The organism is Actinoplanes sp. URMC 104 (assembly GCF_051386375.1).
GTDB lineage: Bacteria > Actinomycetota > Actinomycetes > Mycobacteriales > Micromonosporaceae > Actinoplanes.
On record NZ_JBPQTO010000004.1, the window covers coordinates 375,599 to 392,254 of the forward strand.

At 71.8% G+C, this 16,656-nt stretch carries 17 protein-coding genes; 12 read left to right on the forward strand and 5 right to left on the reverse strand.

The features are described 5' to 3' along the window. Positions 1-99: 99 nt before the first annotated feature. The gene (locus ACSNN8_RS15515; RefSeq protein ID WP_436649889.1) at positions 100-441 is read left to right on the forward strand and encodes a hypothetical protein; all 342 of its coding nucleotides are present in this window, start codon (positions 100-102) and stop codon (positions 439-441) included. 82 nt (positions 442-523) lie between these two features. On the opposite strand, the gene ACSNN8_RS15520 is transcribed toward ACSNN8_RS15515, so the two are convergent. Next, positions 524-712 (reverse strand): hypothetical protein, encoded by a 189-nt coding sequence (locus ACSNN8_RS15520; protein ID WP_436649890.1) that lies wholly within the window; start codon positions 710-712, stop codon positions 524-526. Here ACSNN8_RS15520 and ACSNN8_RS15525 point away from each other — a divergent pair. Next, entirely contained in the window at positions 702-1,718 is a 1,017-nt protein-coding gene (locus ACSNN8_RS15525; RefSeq protein ID WP_436649892.1) for a methyl-accepting chemotaxis protein, read from the forward strand. The genes ACSNN8_RS15520 and ACSNN8_RS15525 overlap by 11 nt on opposite strands. An 18-nt stretch (positions 1,719-1,736) precedes the next feature. Here the strand turns inward: ACSNN8_RS15525 and ACSNN8_RS15530 are convergent, their stop codons facing one another. Further along, positions 1,737-3,983 (reverse strand): putative bifunctional diguanylate cyclase/phosphodiesterase, encoded by a 2,247-nt coding sequence (locus ACSNN8_RS15530; protein ID WP_436649894.1) that lies wholly within the window; start codon positions 3,981-3,983, stop codon positions 1,737-1,739. Continuing rightward, entirely contained in the window at positions 3,962-4,420 is a 459-nt protein-coding gene (locus ACSNN8_RS15535) for a hypothetical protein (protein ID WP_436650770.1), read from the reverse strand. The genes ACSNN8_RS15530 and ACSNN8_RS15535 overlap by 22 nt, the downstream gene beginning before the upstream one ends. Between ACSNN8_RS15535 and ACSNN8_RS15540 the strand changes: the two genes are divergently transcribed. The 7 genes from ACSNN8_RS15540 (at position 4,319) to ACSNN8_RS15570 (ending at position 11,728) form a co-directional block, all read left to right on the forward strand. After that, positions 4,319-5,044 carry a DeoR/GlpR family DNA-binding transcription regulator gene (locus tag ACSNN8_RS15540; RefSeq protein WP_436650734.1) on the forward strand — a complete coding sequence of 242 codons (726 nt, stop codon included), beginning with the start codon at positions 4,319-4,321 and terminating at the stop codon, positions 5,042-5,044. The genes ACSNN8_RS15535 and ACSNN8_RS15540 overlap by 102 nt on opposite strands. A 50-nt stretch (positions 5,045-5,094) precedes the next feature. Then, positions 5,095-6,456: an ABC transporter substrate-binding protein gene (locus ACSNN8_RS15545; protein ID WP_436649895.1), complete on the forward strand. Its 1,362-nt coding sequence runs from the start codon at positions 5,095-5,097 to the stop codon at positions 6,454-6,456. After that, complete coding sequence (locus ACSNN8_RS15550) at positions 6,456-7,382, forward strand: carbohydrate ABC transporter permease (RefSeq protein WP_436649896.1); 927 nt, start codon at positions 6,456-6,458, stop codon at positions 7,380-7,382. Before ACSNN8_RS15545 ends, ACSNN8_RS15550 begins: the two co-directional genes overlap by 1 nt. Continuing rightward, on the forward strand, positions 7,379-8,194 hold the full coding sequence (locus ACSNN8_RS15555; protein ID WP_436649897.1) for a carbohydrate ABC transporter permease: 816 nt from the start codon (positions 7,379-7,381) through the stop codon (positions 8,192-8,194). Before ACSNN8_RS15550 ends, ACSNN8_RS15555 begins: the two co-directional genes overlap by 4 nt. Then, positions 8,191-9,180, forward strand: coding sequence for a zinc-dependent alcohol dehydrogenase family protein (locus tag ACSNN8_RS15560; protein ID WP_436649898.1), 990 nt, complete (start codon positions 8,191-8,193; stop codon positions 9,178-9,180). The genes ACSNN8_RS15555 and ACSNN8_RS15560 overlap by 4 nt, the downstream gene beginning before the upstream one ends. A gap of 54 nt (positions 9,181-9,234) precedes the next feature. Next, entirely contained in the window at positions 9,235-10,860 is a 1,626-nt protein-coding gene (locus tag ACSNN8_RS15565; protein WP_436649899.1) for an APC family permease, read from the forward strand. A gap of 550 nt (positions 10,861-11,410) precedes the next feature. After that, complete coding sequence (locus ACSNN8_RS15570) at positions 11,411-11,728, forward strand: hypothetical protein (protein ID WP_436649900.1); 318 nt, start codon at positions 11,411-11,413, stop codon at positions 11,726-11,728. On the opposite strand, the gene ACSNN8_RS15575 is transcribed toward ACSNN8_RS15570, so the two are convergent. Next, complete coding sequence (locus ACSNN8_RS15575) at positions 11,710-12,255, reverse strand: hypothetical protein (protein WP_436649901.1); 546 nt, start codon at positions 12,253-12,255, stop codon at positions 11,710-11,712. The genes ACSNN8_RS15570 and ACSNN8_RS15575 overlap by 19 nt on opposite strands. A 138-nt stretch (positions 12,256-12,393) precedes the next feature. Here ACSNN8_RS15575 and ACSNN8_RS15580 point away from each other — a divergent pair, with 138 nt between their 5' ends. Further along, complete coding sequence (locus ACSNN8_RS15580; RefSeq protein WP_436649902.1) at positions 12,394-12,855, forward strand: MarR family winged helix-turn-helix transcriptional regulator; 462 nt, start codon at positions 12,394-12,396, stop codon at positions 12,853-12,855. Between the two features lie 19 nt (positions 12,856-12,874). Here the strand turns inward: ACSNN8_RS15580 and ACSNN8_RS15585 are convergent, their stop codons facing one another. Further along, the gene (locus tag ACSNN8_RS15585; protein ID WP_436649903.1) at positions 12,875-13,459 is read right to left on the reverse strand and encodes a TetR/AcrR family transcriptional regulator; all 585 of its coding nucleotides are present in this window, start codon (positions 13,457-13,459) and stop codon (positions 12,875-12,877) included. A gap of 88 nt (positions 13,460-13,547) precedes the next feature. On the opposite strand from ACSNN8_RS15585, the gene ACSNN8_RS15590 reads away from it, so the two are divergent. Then, positions 13,548-14,765: an MFS transporter gene (locus ACSNN8_RS15590; protein ID WP_436649904.1), complete on the forward strand. Its 1,218-nt coding sequence runs from the start codon at positions 13,548-13,550 to the stop codon at positions 14,763-14,765. A gap of 91 nt (positions 14,766-14,856) precedes the next feature. Then, positions 14,857-16,443: an alpha/beta hydrolase gene (locus ACSNN8_RS15595; RefSeq protein ID WP_436649905.1), complete on the forward strand. Its 1,587-nt coding sequence runs from the start codon at positions 14,857-14,859 to the stop codon at positions 16,441-16,443. Positions 16,444-16,656: the final 213 nt, after the last annotated feature.

Here is a 16,656-nt window from a genome sequence, read left to right on the forward strand (position 1 = left end):
GGCGCCGATCGTGTCGTGGGAGTTCGGCAAACCTCATACGTAAATCAAGCGCGCGACGAGAATGACGATCAGGTCCCGCCGTTGTGAGGATTGGGTGACGTGGTCGAGATCTTGCGCCGTCTGCGCATCAACACGCGCGTGCTCCTGCTGGCCGTCGTCGGGCTGGCGGTGGCCGCCCTGCTGGTGCTGACCGCGGTCGGGGGCTTCCGGACGCAGCTGGAAGCCGGGCAGCGGTCGCAGGCGGCGATGCAGCTCACCGGGGAGGTGATGGAGGCCAAGTTCCGTACGGCGGACATGGCGGGCTGGCAGACCGGGTACGCGTTCGACTTCGCCCGCCGGGGCCGGGCGCGCTGTCGGACACCGCGGGTCAGCGCAAGCAGTTCCTCGCCTCGGCGGCAGCCCTGCGCACCCAGTACGCGACCGTCGGCGAGAGGTCGCTGAGCGGGTCCGAGCGCGCCCTGCTCGCGCAGGCTCAGCGGGCGTTCGAGGCGTTTCTGCAGATCGACAACCGCATCATCGCCGGTTACCGGGCCGGTACGCCCGCCTCCATCAAGGCAGCTGACGCGCTGGCATCCGGCACGTCGCTGGAGGCCTTCGGCGAGGCCGCCACCGCGACCAGCGACCTCGCGCAGCAGGTCGTCGCCGACGGGCTGCGCACCACGCAGGAGGCGGCGGCCTCGGCCAGGCGGGGGCGGCAGATCATGATCGTCACCGGGCTGGCGGGCCTCCTGGTGTCGCTCGCCGTCGCGTACGCGATCATGCGGAGCATCGCGCAGCCGCTGCAGCAGCTGCGCGGACGGCTGGACGAGATCGCCGACGGAGACGGGGACCTGCGCGCCCGGCTGCTCGAGACCGGCCGCGACGAGCTCAGCGGCGTGGCGCGCTCGTTCAACCGGTTCGTCGCCGGGATCGCCGACGCGCTGCGAGCGGTCGAGGAACAGTCCAACCGTCTGACGCATCGCTCGGACGAGCTCACCGCCATCTCCGGTGAGCTGACCTCGACCGCCGCGCAGACCAGCCGGCGGGCCGCCGCGGCGAGCAGCTCCGCCCAGCAGATCACCACAAGCGTGCAGAGCGTGGCCGCCGGAGCCGACGAGATGGGCGCCTCCATCGCCGAAATCGCGCGCAGCGCGGGGGAGGCGGCTCAGGTGGCGACCGACGCGGCCCGTGTCTCGGCGACCGTCACGCGGAGCGTCGGGAAGCTCGGCGAGTCCAGCCGCCAGATCGGCGAGATCGCCAAGGTGATCAGCGCGATCGCCGAGCAGACCAACCTGCTCGCGCTGAACGCGACCATCGAGGCCGCCCGCGCGGGCGAGCAGGGCAAGGGCTTCGCCGTGGTCGCCGGCGAGGTCAAGGAGCTGGCCCTGGAGACGGCTCGGGCCACTGCCGACATCGACGAGCGGATCGGCGCCATCCAGGCGGACACCGACGAGGCGGTGCAGGCGATCGCCCGCATCACCGAGGTCATCGACCGGATCAACGCCCTGCAGACCACGATCGCCTCCGCGATCGAGGAGCAGACCGCCACCACCGGGGAGATGAGCCGCAGCATCGGGGACGTCGCCGCCGGGTCCGTCGGCATCAGCACCGACGTCACCACGGTCGCCGACGCCGCGCAGATCACTTCGGGCCGGGTGGACACCATCCGCGGCGCCGCCGCCGACCTCGCTGCCGCGGCGGCCGACCTGCGGGCCCTCGTCGGTCGCTTCCAGTACTGACCTGCGCGCCGCCGATGGCTAGGGCGTGGGCGGTGGTGAGAAGAGCATGTCCTGCAGGGCCTCGCCGGTCAGGGGCTCGGCGAAGAAGTAGCCCTGGCCCATCTCGCAGTTGCCGCCGGCCAGCGAGCTCAACTGGCCGGCGTGCTCGATGCCCTCGGCGACCGTGGACAGCTGCAGCGCGCGGCCCAGCTGGATGATGCCGTGGGTGAGCGCGGCGGCGGTGGGCTCGTCGACCACGTCGTCCACGAACGACTTGTCGATCTTGATGATGTCGACGGGGAAGCGGCGCAGGTAGGCCAGCGACGAGTAGCCCGTGCCGAAGTCGTCGATCGCCAGGCGGACCCCCAGGGCCTTGAGGGCCAGGAGGCGGTCGAGGGTGGCGGGGCGGTGGTCGACCAGCAGCGACTCGGTGAGCTCCAGCACGAGCTGCGCCGGCGGCAGGCTCGCGGCCCGCAGCGCGGACTCGACGATGTGCACGAGGCCGGCCTGCTCGAGCTGCACGGCCGAGACGTTGACGCTGACGGTCAGCGGCGGGCCGCCGCGGCAGGCGTTCCAGAAGGCGACGCGGGCGGTGGCCTCGCGCAGCACCCACTCACCGATCGGCACGATCATGCCGGTCTCCTCGGCGAGCGGGATGAAGTCCATCGGCGGCACGATGCCGCGCTCGGGGTGCTGCCAGCGGACCAGGGCCTCGACGCCGGTGATCTCGCCGGTCCGGAGGTGGACGATGGGCTGGTAGCGCAGCTCGAACTCGTGGCGCATCACGGCGCGGCGCAGGTCGGCCTCCAGGGCGATGTGGGCCTGGAACGCCTCCTGCATGGCGGTCTCGAACACCTCGTACCGGTCCTTGCCGTGCTTCTTGGCCTGGTACATCGCGAGGTCGGCGTGGACCATGAGCTCGGCGACGGCGTGCTCGCCGGGGCCGCCGACCGCGACGCCGATGCTGGAGCTGATGAACGTCTCGGAGCCCAGCAGGTCGAACGGCTCGCGCAGCGCGGCGAGGACGCGCTCGGCCACCGGTACGGCCTCGGCGGCGTCGAGCACCCCGGGCAGCAGCACGGCGAACTCGTCCCCGCCGAGGCGCGCGGCGGTGTCGCGCTCGCGCAGGCAGCCCTGGATGCGGGCGGCCACGCCGGTGAGCAGCGCGTCGCCGGCCGCGTGGCCGAGCGAGTCGTTGACGACCTTGAAGCGGTCGAGGTCCACGAACAGCACCGCGGCGCCGGGGCCGCCGACGGCCAGCGCCTCCTCCATGCGGGCCTGGAAAAGCGCGCGGGTGGCCAGGCCGGTGAGCGAGTCGAGGAACGCCTGGCTCATCGCCTCCTGGGTGCGCGCGTCGGTCAGCGCGAGGCTGAGGTGGTCGGCGAACGCCTGCAGCACGTCGCGGGCCGGCTTGTCCCAGTCGCGCAGCGTGCCCAGCACGCCGACGGCGAGGCTGCCCACGGCCTGGCCGTTCTCGTGCACGGGCGCGGCCATCACGGACTCGAGCCGGGCGGCGGTCATCTCGGGCAGGGCGATCGGGCAGTCGGCGTAGTCCTCGACCGCGACGAGTTCGTCGCCGAGGATGGCGAGCCCGGAGACGCCGCCGGCGGCCACCGGCACGCGCCGGCCCGCGGCGCGGACGTCGTCGGGCACGCCGAGGGCGGCCACCGTGCTGAGCAGGGACGGGTCGTCCCGCTCGACGAGCGAGACCGTCACCAGGTCGACGCCCAGCAGGTCGCGCAGCGCGGCCAGCGCCATGTCGAAGATCTGCGGCACGGGCAGGCGGCGGCTGATCGCCCGCTGCAGGCGGGTCAGCTCCTCGAGGAACCGGCGGCCCAGGTCGAGGCGGCCGAGCAGCCGGCCGTTCTCCTCGGCGTAGCGGCGCTCGGACTCGATCATGTGCAGCGACTGGAGGCTCAGCTCGAGGACGCGGGCCATGCCGCGCAGCAGGCAGACCTCCTCGGCGGTGAACGGGCCGGCGGCGCGGCCGAGCACCAGCACGCCGGGGCTGGCGCCGCCGATCGAGGTGAAGGTGACGGCGTAGCGGCCCTCGCCCAGGTCGAGCGTGGTGCGACGGCCGGCGGCGATCTCGCTCAGCGCGTACGCGGGCACGTCGCTCGCGGCCAGGCCGATCGTGGCGACCACGCCGCCGTCGATCATCAGCACCGCGACGTCCGCGTCGAGCGCCCGCGCGGCGCACTCGACCGCGGCGTGATGCGCGGCCGGACCCGCGGGCCGGTCGGCCACCGCGGACAGGAACTCTGTCAGTTGATCCGTCGCTTGCACACGTTGCCAGTCGGCCCGCGCCGCCCGCACTTGAGAAAAGCCGCCGCCGGGGCCGGAAAAGCGGGCGTGCGGACGAACCGGAAGCCCGAGCTCACATGACCGGTCATGATGTGGTCACGATTTCCGAGCAAACGGTCAGAAGATTCGCGGCTTCGGTCCGGCTTTGAGGTGATCTTGGTCGACGTTCGGGAGCGGGCAAACGGGCAAGTAAACAACGAAGTTGCTGACCTTGTGATGAGGACCACAGGTTTCTCCGGTGTTACAAATAGGTCGGTCGACGAAGGGGAGGTGGCGGCAAATTGAATGCGGACGAGCGGCAGCATCAGATCGTCGCGCTGGCCCGCCGGCACGGAGAGGTCGAGGTCGCGAAACTCGCGGCGGAGCTCGACGTCTCGGCCGAAACAATTCGCCGTGATCTGCGCCTGCTGGAAAAGCACGGTCTGATCCGTCGCACACACGGCGGCGCGTATCCCGTGGAGACCGCGAAATTCGAGACCGACCTCGCGATGCGGACCGTCCGCGGCGTCCCCGAGAAGCGGCGGATCGCGGCCGCCGCGGCGGGGCTCATCGGCGACGCGGAGACCATCTTCATCGACGAGGGCTTCACCCCCCAGCTCATCGCCGAGGCGCTGCCCACCGACCGGCCGCTCACCGTCGTGACCGCCTCGCTCAACACCGCCGCCTGGCTGGCCGCCTCCACCCCGGCGACAGTTCTGCTGCTCGGAGGACGGGTGCGGGGGCGCACGCTGGCCACCGTCGACCACTGGGCGGCCAACATGCTCTCCGGCTTCGTGATCGACCTGGCCTTCGTCGGCGCCAACGGCATCTCCCGCGAGGTCGGGCTCACCACGCCGGACCCGGCCGTCGCGGACGTGAAGGCGCGGGCGGTGGCGGCCGCCCGCCGGCGCATCTTCGTCGGCATCCACACGAAATTCGGTGTCCGCACGTTCTGCCGGTTCGCCGAGATATCCGATTTCGAGTCACTGGTCACGGACACCGCATTGCCGGTTTCCGAGGCGCACCGCTATGCCCGGTTGGGACCGCAAGTCATCCGGGTCTGATCCACCGATAACCCCCACTCGCCGTTTTCGAATAAAACGGAGGTTCCACCATGCCCAGATTCGCCACGATAGGAGCAGCCGCGGCGGCCGGCCTGTTGCTGGTCACGACCGGCTGTTCGGGCGCCGGCTCGACCGGCGGCAGCAGCGGCGACACGGCCGACAACACCATTACCGCCCTGATGGTCGGCAACCCGCAGATGGAGGACATCCAGAAGCTGACCGCCGAGAACTTCACGAAGCAGACCGGCATCACCGTGAAGTTCACGATCCTCCCGGAGAACGAACTGCGGGACAAGGTCACCCAGGACGTCGCGAACCAGGGCGGCCAGTACGACGTGGCGACCGTCGGCGCGTACGAGGTGCCGATCTGGGCCAAGAACGGCTGGCTGCACGAGCTGTCGACGCAGGCGCAGGCCGACTCGGCGTACGACGTCGGCGACCTGATCAAGCCGATGGTCTCGTCGCTGAGCGGCGAGGACGGCAAGCTGTACGCGGCGCCGTTCTACGGCGAGTCGTCGTTCCTCATGTACAACAAGGAGCTCTTCGCCGCCAAGGGCCTCAAGATGCCCGAGAAGCCCACCTGGGCGCAGGTGGCGGAGTTCGCGGCCAAGCTCGACGACAAGAGCAAGGGCGTGTCCGGCATCTGCCTGCGCGGGCTGCCCGGCTGGGGTGAGCTGTTCGCGCCGCTCACCACGGTCGTCAACACGTACGGCGGCACCTGGTTCGACAAGGACTGGAACGCGAAGGTCGACTCGCCGGAGTTCAAGGAGGCGACGAACTTCTACGTCAACCTGCTCAAGCAGCACGGCCAGCCCGGCGCCCCGCAGTCCGGCTTCACCGAGTGCCTCAACACGTTCGGCCAGGGCAAGGCGGCCATGTGGTACGACGCCACCTCGGCGGCCGGCACGCTGGAGGACCCGAAGGCGAGCAAGGTGGCCGGCAAGGTCGGCTACGCGTACGCCCCGGTGAACAAGACCGAGTACTCCGGCTGGCTGTGGACGTGGGCGTGGGCGATGCCCAAGACCACCAAGAAGGCCGACGCCGCCTGGAAGTTCATCAGCTGGGCCACCAGCAAGGACTACGAGAAGCTGGTCGGCCAGCAGCTCGGCTGGTCGCGGGTGCCGTCCGGCAAGCGCACCTCGACGTACTCGATCCCGGAGTACAAGGACTCGGCCAAGGCGTTCGCGGACATCACGCTCGGCTCGATCGAGCACGCCGACCCGACCAACCCGGGCGTGCAGCCGCGGCCCGCGCTGGGCGTGCAGTTCGTCGGCATCCCCGAGTTCGCCGACCTCGGCACCAAGGTGTCGCAGGAGGTGAGCGCGGCCATCGCGGGCAGCAACACGGTCGACAAGGCGCTGGCCGACGGTCAGAAGCAGGCCGACGACGTGGCCAAGAAGTACCGGAAGTAATGACCACCCTGGCCGCCCGGCCGGACGAGCGGACCCAGCCGCCCGTCCGGCCCACCAGGGGCGGAGCCAAAGACCGCTGGGTACGCCGGGCGCCGCTGCTGCCGGCGCTGATCTTCGCGATCGTCATCACCCAGGTGCCGTTCCTCTACACGATCTATCTGTCGACGCTGAGCTGGAACGCGCTGCGCCCGGGCGACAAGCCGTTCGTCGGCATCGACAACTACGTCACGGTGCTGACCGACTCGCGGCTGCGCTCCGCGCTGGTCAACACCGTGGTGCTCACCGCCGGCGCGGTGATCTTCTCGATGATCCTGGGCCTGGTGTTCGCGCTGCTGCTGGACCGCAAGTTCCTCGGCCGCGGGATCGTCCGGACCATGCTCATCACGCCGTTCCTGGTGATGCCGATCGCGGCCGCGCTGCTCTGGAAGCACGCGATCTTCAACCCGACGTACGGCTTGATCAACGGCATCTTCGGCGGCTCGACCGACTGGGTCTCGTCGTATCCGAAGGGCGCCGTGATCGCCACGCTGGTGTGGCAGTGGACGCCGTTCATGATGCTGATCCTGCTGGCCGGGTTGCAGTCGCAGTCGAACGACGTGATCGAGGCGGCCCGCGTCGACGGCGCGAACGCGTGGCAGATCTTCCGCCGGATGACGCTGCCGCACCTGCGCCAGTACCTCGAGCTGGGCGCGCTGCTCGGCTCGATCTACCTGGTCAACACGTTCGACGCGATCTTCAGCATCACGCAGGGCGGCCCGGGCACGGCGACGACCAACCTGCCGTACGAGATCTACCTGACCATGTTCCGCAAGTTCGAGTACGGCGAGGCCTCCGCGGCCGGCGTGATCGTGGTGATCCTGACGATCATCGTCGCAACCTTCGCGTTGCGGGTCATCTCGAGCCTCTTCAAGATGGAGGAGCGATGAGAACCCGGCTGAGCAACTCGATCTGGGGCGTCGCCGCCTGGATCGCCGGGATCATCTTCGTCTTCCCGGTGATCTGGATGGTGCTCACCAGCTTCAAGCAGGAGAACGTCGCCGCGACGAACCCGCCGTCCTGGTTCTTCGCGCCGACGCTGGCGCAGTACACCCAGGTCTTCGACCGCAACATCACGCCGTTCCTGCTGAACTCGCTGATGGCCAGCGTCTTCTCGACACTGCTCGTCGTGCTGCTGGCGACCCCGGCGGCGTACGCGCTGTCGTTGCGCCCGGTGGCCAAGTGGAGCGACTCGCTGTTCTTCTTCATCAGCACCAAGATGATGCCCGCGGTCGCCGCGTTCCTGCCGGTCTATCTGCTGGTCAAGCACCTGGGCATGCTCGACAACATCTGGACGATGGTCATCCTCTACACGAGCATGAACCTGCCGCTCGCGGTCTGGATGATGCGCTCGTTCCTGCTCGAGGTGCCGCGCGAGGTGCTCGAGGCCGGCGAGGTGGACGGCGCGAGCCTGCCCACCTCGATCCGCAAGATCATCCTGCCGATCGTCAGCCCCGGCCTGGCGGCCACCGCGCTGATCTGTTTCATCTTCGCCTGGAACGAGTTCTTCCTGGCGGTGAACCTGACCGCGACGAACTCGGGCACCTCGCCCATCTTCCTGGTCGGGTTCATCTCGTCCGAGGGCGCCTTCCTCGCCCGGCTGTGCGCCGCCGCGACGATCGTGTCGCTGCCGGTGCTCATCGCCGGGTGGGTGGCGCAGAACAAGTTGGTCCGCGGCCTGTCGATGGGAGCCGTCAAGTGAGAGCAGCCGTCGTCGTCACCCCCGGCACGATCGCCGTCGAGGACGTGCCGGACCCGGCGCCCGGGCCCACCGACGTGGTGGTCCGGCCGGCCGCGGTCGGCATCTGCGGCACCGACCTGCACATCATGGACGGCGAGTTCGCCCCGTCGTTCCCGATCGTGCCGGGTCACGAGTTCGCCGGGGAGATCGTCGCGGTCGGCGCGGAGGTGACCGGCTACGCGGTCGGCGACCGGGTCGCGGTCGACCCGTCGCTCTACTGCGGCCACTGCTACTACTGCAAGCGGGCGCGGGGCAACCAGTGCGAGAACTGGGGCGCGATCGGCGTGACGGTCGGCGGCGGCGCGGCCGAGTACGTGGCGGCGCCGATGGCGAACCTGTTCAAGCTGCCCGAGCACCTCGCCGCCCGGGACGCGGCGTTGATCGAGCCGCTGTCCTGCGCGGTCCGCGGCTTCGACGTGCTGCCGCGGGCGATGGCCACCTCGTACCTCATCTACGGCTCCGGGACGATGGGGCTGATGATGCTGGAGCTCGCGAAGCGGGCCGGCGCCGAGTCGGTGTCCGTCGTGGACCTCAACCCGGCCCGGCTCGAGACCGCCAAGCAGCTCGGCTGCACGGCGGCGGTCACCTCGGCCGACGAGCTCGACGCCCCGCGCGGCTGGGACGTGGTGATCGACTGCACCGGCGTCGAGGCGGCGATCCGTGACGGGCTGGGCCGGGTCGGGCGGGGCGGCACCTTTCTGCAGTTCGGGGTGGCGAACTACGACGCCCGGGTGGCGATCGAGCCGTACGAGATCTATCGCCGCGAGATCACCATCACCGGCTCGATGGCGGTGCTGCACAGCTTCGACCGGGCCGGGCAGCTGCTGGCCGCCGGCGTGCTCGACTCGTCGATCTTCGTGAGCCACCGGTTCCCGCTGACCGACTACGCCCAGGCGCTCGAGCAGTTCCGGGCGGGTATCGGGCGGAAGATCCTCATTGAACCCTGAGGGAAAACTCACGGGGTGTTGTCACCCGCTCACTGATCAGGATCAAATGGAGGGGTGGGTACGCCCGAGGACCTCCCGCACACCCTCGTCCCCGGCCGTCTCGGCGCGGCCGCCGTCACCTTCTTCGCGCTGGCCGCGACCGCGCCGATCGCCGTCCTGATCGCCGTCGTGCCCGCCGCCTATGCCACCGGCGGCGGGCCCCTGGTTCCTCTCGCCTTCGTCGTCCTCGGCGTCGTGCTGATCCTCTTCACGGCCGGTTACTCGGCCATGGCCCGCCGCGCCCCGTTCGCCGGCGCGCTGTCCACGTATGTCACCCGCGGGCTCGGGCGCCCGGCCGGCACGGGCGCCGCCTGGCTCGCCATCGCCTCCTACCAGGCGATCCAGCTGGGCATCTACGGCCTGGCCGGCGCCGCGGCCGCGCCCCTGCTGCGCAGCTGGTTCGATGTGCGCGCCGACTGGTGGGCGGTCGCGGCCGCATGCTGGCTGCTGGTCGCGCTCTGCGGCACGATCCGCGCCGAGATCGGCGGCGGGCTGATGGCGTTCCTCGTGCTCGCCGAGGCCGCGGTCGCCGCCGGGTTCACCGCGGCCAACGCGATCGACCCGGCCGGCGGCGAGCTCACCCGCGGCAGCATCCTCCCGGCGAGCCTGTCCGAGGTGGACATGCCGGTGCTCGGGATGCTGCTCGCCATGGGCGTGCTTGCCTTCGCCGGCTTCGAGACCGCCGGGGCGTACGCGGAGGAGTCGATCCGTCCGCGGCGGGACCCCGGCCTTGCCACGTACGCCGCGGTGGCCGTCTTCGCGGTGCTGCTGGCCGCGGCGTCGTGGTCGCTGAGCGCGGCCGCCGGCGCCGACCGGATCACCGGCCTGGCCCGCGACCGCGGCCCCGAGGTCCTGTTCGACCTCGCCGCCGAGCGGCTCGCGCCGTGGGCCGTCACGCTGGGCCGGCTGATGCTGCTGACCGGCCTGTTCGCGGCCCTGCTCGCGCTGCACCACACGATCGCGCGCTACCTGTTCGCGCTCGGCCGGGAGCGTGTGCTCCCCGCGGGGCTGGGACGGACCTCCCGGCGTACGCGCGCACCCCGCGCCGCCTCGTGGACGCAGTCCGCCGTCGCCGCGCTGCTGCTGGCCGCGGCCGCCGCCGGGGGAGTAGCCGACCCGCCGCTGACCGGTCGCCGGCTCGTGATCGCCGGCGGGCTCGGCGTGCTGGTGCTGCTGACCGCCACCTCGGTGGCCGCCCTGCTGCACCTCAACCGGGTGCCCGACGGCGAGGGCGCGTGGGTGCGGTTCACCGCTCCGGCGCTGTCCACGGTCGCCCTCGGCGCGCTGACCTTCCTGGCCTTCCGCGATCTGCACGAGCTGTTCGGGGTGCCGGGCAGCTCCCCGCTGCGCTGGATCGTGCCGACTGCGGCGGCCGCCGTGGCTGCGCTGGGCGTGCTGCATGCGCTCGTGCTCCGCGGCGTACGGCCGGTGACCTATGCGGGGATCGGCCAGGGCGGCGTCCCGGTGGTGGTGACGCCGCTTGCGCTGCCCGCCGCCCCGGGCGAGTATCCGCCTATGGCGACGCCTCGGGAGCCCCACGCGCACCCGCCTACGGCGACGCCCCGGGAGCCCGGCGCCCACCCGCCTACGGCGACGCCCCGGGAGCCCGGCGCGCACCGGCCCGAGCGTGTGAACCGCTGATGCGCGCGCCGGATCCGCGACCCGACAGGGAACGGATCCGTGCGCTGAACATGGACTTCGCCGCGCGCAGCGAGGCTCCACCCGCCCGTGCGCGTTGTGGTGCGCTGGTCGTGGACCTGGTCGTACGGGGTCGGGTCACGCTGCTTGCCCGGGAGCGGTTCGAGGCGATGGGCGTCTCGCCGCCTACCCGGGCGCGGTTCCGGGCGCTGGGCATGGACCCGGCGACGGGCAGGTTCCGCCGCAACGAGGCCGAGACGGCCGTCCGCATCGAGGCCGAGCTGGGCGTGCGCCTGACCCGGGCCGAGCCCGGCTGCCGGGCCGACTGGTTCGACGAGGGCGGGCGCTCCTACGACGCGGTGGGGCCGTTCGCGGCGCACCGCTTCGACCAGCAGTGGGCGCGGTTCTCGCAGCAGATCGTGCTGCACCTCAGGAAAGCGGACCTGGTGCCGGTGGACGTCTCGCTGTTCACCGCCGACCAGGTGGCAAGGATCGAACGGTTCGTGGCGGAGCGAGGTCTGGCACCGCGTGTCTTCATTCTGGGGCGGCGACAATGGCGGCTCTCATCATGGTCCGGCCGGGCAGCGACTGGCAGGCCACGGGCGGGCTCTTCGAGTGGACACTGGAATTTCTCATCCCGCGGCTCGGCGACCGCGGCACGGCCGAGCGGCTCCGGACGGTCGTGGCCGAGAACCTCGGCAGCCTCTGGATCCCGGACCTCCCGGAGGCCGGGCGGGCGGAGATCTACACGCTGCTCCGTACGGGCGTGGTCGCGGCCGCCCGCCGTGAGCTGCCGGACGGTCCCGGCAAGGGCGACGCGCTCGCGCAGCTCCAGGAGCTGGTGGCGCTGACCTACGCGAAGAACTCCTGAATCTGCGTCAGGGTCAGATAGCCCTGCTGCTCGGGCTCGTGCGGCGCGTCGGGCAGCGGCTTGGCGGTCACCGGCACGTCGGGCACGTCGGTCGGCAGGCTCGGCACCGGCGGGGTGGGCGGCAGCGCCGGCATCGTGAGGGCCTGGCGGATCACCTCGAACATGGCCCGCACCTCCTCGGTGGCGGCCCTGGTGGCGGCCGCCGCGGGGGTGCCGGCCGGCAGCGCGCAGGTGAAGTTGGCCCGCAGCCGGTCGTCGAGGCGGCGGATGTCGGCGCTCGGGCGCAGGTGGTCGAACCCCTCGGCCACTATGCCGAGCTCGCAGGCCGACAGCCCCGACTGCCGCCACCACGATCGCCACCGCGGGTCGGCGTCGAGGGTCAGGGCGACGTGGCGCAGCGCGACCACGTACTCGCGCGGAGCCCGGCCGCCGCCGGTGGTGGTGGTGCCCAGATGCGGGCGCAGCCAGGAGCCGTCCGCCGCGTCCGGGTCTTGGTCGACCAACGCCCAGAGGGTTTGCTCGTCCATGACTGCATGGTGACATTTCGGGCGCTTCCCGGTCAGCCCGACGACCCGGCACGTACGGGCGAATTGCGACACCGTGACGAACTCGTGAAGTCTCCCGGCGGAAAGCGGCCTTCATAAGCCGGTGATATACGTAGTGCTGTGCAGCCCGCCTCCGCCGAGCCCGGCGCCCTCCCCGCCTCCGACGAGGCCATCGCGGCCGGGTTCGAGCGCTTCTACGGCACCCTCCGCCGCCTCTCACCGCGCGGCCCGCTCAGCCTGACCGCCGCCTCGACGCTCCGCCGCCTCGAGCGCGCCGGCGCGCACCGCCTCAGCGAGCTGTACGCCCCCGAGGGCATCAGCCAGCCCGCGATGACCCAGCTCATCACCCGCCTCGAGAAGGAGGGCCTGGTGCGGCGGGCCGGCGACCCCAACGACGGCCGCGCCGTGATCGTCACCATCACCGACGCCGGCCGCGCCGCCGTGGCCCACCGTCGCGAGGTCCGCGCCCGGGCGCTGTCCGAGCTGCTCGGAGGCCTTTCGCCGGACGAGTACGAGACCGTCGTGGCGGCCCTGCCCGCGCTGGACCGCCTCAACGACCTGGCCGCCGACCGGCTCGGCTAGGAGCTCCGGAGCCGCGCGGTCAGAGGGTCGCGGCGGCCAGCAGGGTGGCGGCTATGTCGCGGGCCACCAGCGGCGCCCGGGTGTTGCGGTCCATGCGGGCGCCGGCCGTGGCGCCGTCGTAGAGGACCACCATCTGGTCGGCCAGAGCGGCGGGGTCCCTGGCGCCGGCGTCGCGGGCCAGCTCGAGGAACAGGCCGCGGGTCCAGGCGCGGGTGGCGTCGGAGACCTGCTCGGCCGGGCTGCCGGGCGGCGACTCGGCGCTGGCGTTGTAGAAGGCGCACCCGCGGTAGCCGGTGGCCTCGGCCCGCTCGGACAGCAGCTCGAACACGCCCAGCAGCCGGTCGCGGGGGTCGTCGTAGCGTTCGAGGCCGGCCAGCAGGCGGGCGCGGCGTTGCTCGTGCCGGCCCTCGAGGTAGGCCCGGACCAGCTCGTCCTTGCTGCCGAACGTGCTGTAGAGCGAGGCCTTGGCGACGCCGGCGCGCTCGATGATGCGGTCGATGCCGACGGTGTGGACGCCCTCGGCATAGAACAGCTCGTTCGCGGCGGCCAGCAGCCGGTCGCGGGCCGAGGGCTTGCGCGCGGTGGAGGGTGACGCGGCGGACATGCAGTTGACGGTATCAGACAGGTCTGTCTAGTCTCGGCGCATCGCATTAGACAGACCTGTCTGTTGAGCCACACCGGAGGGATCCGCCATGACCACCCTTGCCGACGCTCCGCCGGCGGCGCGCGACCGGCGGCTGTCCCGGCCGGTCGCCTTCGCCGCGATCGCCGCGATCTTCGTTACGTTCGCGGCGGCGTCCGCGGCGCCCTCCCCGCTGTACGTCGTCTACCAGCACCTGTGGGGCTTCTCCGCGAGCACGCTCACGGTGGTCTTCGCCGTGTACGTGGTGGGCCTGATCGGCTCGCTGCTGATGCTCGGTGCGCTCAGCGACCACATCGGGCGCCGGCCCGTGCTGGCTGCGGCGATCGGTCTCGAGGCGGTGTCGCTTGTGCTGTTCCTGACCGCGGGCGACGTCGGGGTGCTGCTCACCGCGCGGTTCCTGCAGGGCATCGCGACGGGCGCGGCGATGACCACGCTCGGCGCCGCGCTCGTCGACCTCAACCCTGCGCACGCCCCCGGCCGGGCCGGACTGGTCAACAGCCTCGCCCCGGTCGCGGGTCTGGCGATCGGCGCGCTGGGCTGCGGGGTGCTGGTGCAGTACGCGCCCTCGCCCACGCACTTCGTGTGGGCGCTGCTGCTGGCGGCCATGGTGCTCGCCGCGGTCGTGGTCGCCGGCATCCCCGAGACCTCCGCCCGCCGCCCCGGCGCCGCGGCCTCGCTCGCCCCGCGGCTGGGCGTTCCGGCCTGGCTGCGCGCCGACCTGCTCGCGCTGGTGCCGATCATCGTGGCGAGCTGGGCGATCGGCGGTCTCTACCTCTCGCTCGGCCCCTCCGTGGCGGCCGGCGTCTTCGGCCTGAGCAACCACCTCGTCGGCGGCCTGGTCGTGACGCTGCTCTGCGGCACGGGCGCCGTCTCCTCGTACGCCCTCCGCAACGTCCCGGCGAAGCGCGTGCTCGCCCTCGCCGGCAGCCTGCTCACCCTCGGCGCCCTGGTCAGCGTGACCGGCCTCGAGCTTGGCAGCGCCGTCCTCGCCGCGGCCGGCACCGTGATCTCCGGCGTCGGGTTCGGCGCGTCCGCGCTGGCCACCTTCGGCACGCTGGCCGTGCTCGCCGCCCCGCACGAGCGCGGGGAGCTGTTCGCCGTGGCGCTCGTCATCTCGTACGTCGCCTTCAGCGTTCCGGCCGTGATCGCCGGCTTCGCGGCCACCTCCGCGGGCCTGCACGACACTGCGCTGGTCTACGGGCTGGTGGTGGCCGCCCTCGGGGCCGTGGCTCTGGTCGCTCAGCGCCGCCGCCGCCCGGTCGGCTGAGCGCTTCTTTCGTGGCGCCCCGGCGTGGACGGTCCCTCTGGGGCCGCCCACGCCTCACCATATTGGGGCGAATCGGACACGAAAGGCTGGCATGAGACGACTTCTGGCGGCGGCCGCCACGATCGCGGTGGCGATCGTGAGCTCGGCGAGCGGCGCGCGAGCGGCGGACGAGCGGAGCGGCGGGACCGGCTACGCGCGGGCCGCCGCGCCGATCGCGTGGACCGCGTGCACCGACCCGACCCTGCGCACGCACAAGGCCGAGTGCGGCTTCCTCTCCGTTCCGCTGGACCACAGCCGGCCCGAGGGCGAGAAGATCCAGATCGCGGTGTCGCGGATCAAGCACACCGTGCCGGACGCCAAGTACCAGGGAGTCGCGCTGGTCAACCCCGGAGGTCCCGGCGCCAAGGGCCGCGGGCTGGCCGTGCTGGGCTCGCTCGTGCCCAAGCGCGCCGGGGCGGCGTACGACTGGATCGGCTTCGACCCGCGCGGCGTCGGCGCCAGCAAGCCCGCGCTGACCTGCGACAGCGACTACACCGGCTACAACCGGCCGCCCTACGTGCCCACGACCAAGCAGATCGAGGCGACGTGGCTCGAGCGGGCCGAGGGGTACGCCAAGGCGTGCGCGAAGGCCGGCGGCAAACTGCTCGAGCACCTCAAGACCCTGGACACCGTGCGGGACATGGACCTGCTGCGGCAGGCGCTCAACGCCCGCCAGATCACCTACTACGGGTTCTCGTACGGCACCTATCTCGGCCAGGTCTACGCCACCCGTTACCCCGAGCGCGTACGCCGCATGGTGCTGGACGGCAACGTCAACCCCACGCGCGTCTGGTACGACTCCAACCTCGACCAGGACCGGGCGTTCGACCGCAACATCAAGGTCTACTTCGGCTGGCTCGCGAAGCACCACCGCGTCTACCACCTCGGCCGGACCGCCCGTGAGGTGCAGCAGCGCTACTACGACGAGCAGCAGAAGCTGACCCGCAAGCCGGCCGGCGGCGTGATCGGCCCGGCCGAGCTCACCGACGTCTTCCTGCAGGCCGGCTACTACACGTTCGGCTGGGCGGACATCGCCCGCGCCTTCAGCGCCTGGGTGCGCGAGCAGGACGCGTCGGGGCTGCGCAGGCTCTACGACGCCAACAACCCGCGTGGCGAGGACGCCGACAACAACTACGCGGTCTACCTCGGCGTGCAGTGCACCGACGCGCCGTGGCCGCAGAGCTGGACCAAGTGGACCTCCGACAACTGGGAGGTGCACCGCAAGGCGCCGTTCGAGACCTGGGCCAACGCCTGGTACAACGCGCCCTGCCGCAGCTGGGCGGCGCCCAGCGGCGTCCCGGTGACCGTCTCGGGCGAGACCGTGCCGCCGGTGCTGCTGATCAGCGAGTCGCTGGACGCCGCCACCCCGTTCGCCGGCAGCCTCGAGGTGCGCAAGCGGTTCCCGCGCTCGGTGCTGGTCGAGGGCGTGGGCGGCACGACGCACTCCGGCTCGCTCTACGGCAACCGCTGCGTGGACGACACGATCGCCGACTACCTGGCCACCGGCAAGCTGCCGAAGCGGGTCGGCGGGGAGCGCTCCGACAAGCGGTGCAAGCCGATCGCCCCGCCCGAGCCCGGCGTGACGGCCAAGCGGGCCCCCGAGCGCCTCCAGCTGCAACGGCTGATCACCGGGCGGTGATTGCTCTCACGGTCCCCGCCCCCGGGCGGGGGCCGTTCGCTATGCTCGTATCCGCGAAGGGGAGTAGCTCCCAATGCCGCGGTCGACATACTGATCCCTGATCCGATCCGGGGTCCGGCCGCGCGGCCTCCACGAGGCGAGCGAGACCTTCGACTACGGCTGCTCACACGCGGCCGGGTCGAGGTCGCCCCTGTGCCCTTCCTCCCGGTCCGC

Coding starts and splice junctions, on each gene's coding strand:
- ACSNN8_RS15595 (WP_436649905.1), top strand. CDS start 14,857: ATGAGACGACTTCTGGCGGCGGCCGCCACGATCGCGGTGGCGATCGTG.
- ACSNN8_RS15575 (WP_436649901.1), bottom strand. CDS start 12,255: ATGGACGAGCAAACCCTCTGGGCGTTGGTCGACCAAGACCCGGACGCG.
- ACSNN8_RS15590 (WP_436649904.1), top strand. CDS start 13,548: ATGACCACCCTTGCCGACGCTCCGCCGGCGGCGCGCGACCGGCGGCTG.
- ACSNN8_RS15555 (WP_436649897.1), top strand. CDS start 7,379: ATGAGAACCCGGCTGAGCAACTCGATCTGGGGCGTCGCCGCCTGGATC.
- ACSNN8_RS15570 (WP_436649900.1), top strand. CDS start 11,411: ATGGCGGCTCTCATCATGGTCCGGCCGGGCAGCGACTGGCAGGCCACG.
- ACSNN8_RS15545 (WP_436649895.1), top strand. CDS start 5,095: ATGCCCAGATTCGCCACGATAGGAGCAGCCGCGGCGGCCGGCCTGTTG.
- ACSNN8_RS15585 (WP_436649903.1), bottom strand. CDS start 13,459: ATGTCCGCCGCGTCACCCTCCACCGCGCGCAAGCCCTCGGCCCGCGAC.
- ACSNN8_RS15550 (WP_436649896.1), top strand. CDS start 6,456: ATGACCACCCTGGCCGCCCGGCCGGACGAGCGGACCCAGCCGCCCGTC.
- ACSNN8_RS15525 (WP_436649892.1), top strand. CDS start 702: ATGATCGTCACCGGGCTGGCGGGCCTCCTGGTGTCGCTCGCCGTCGCG.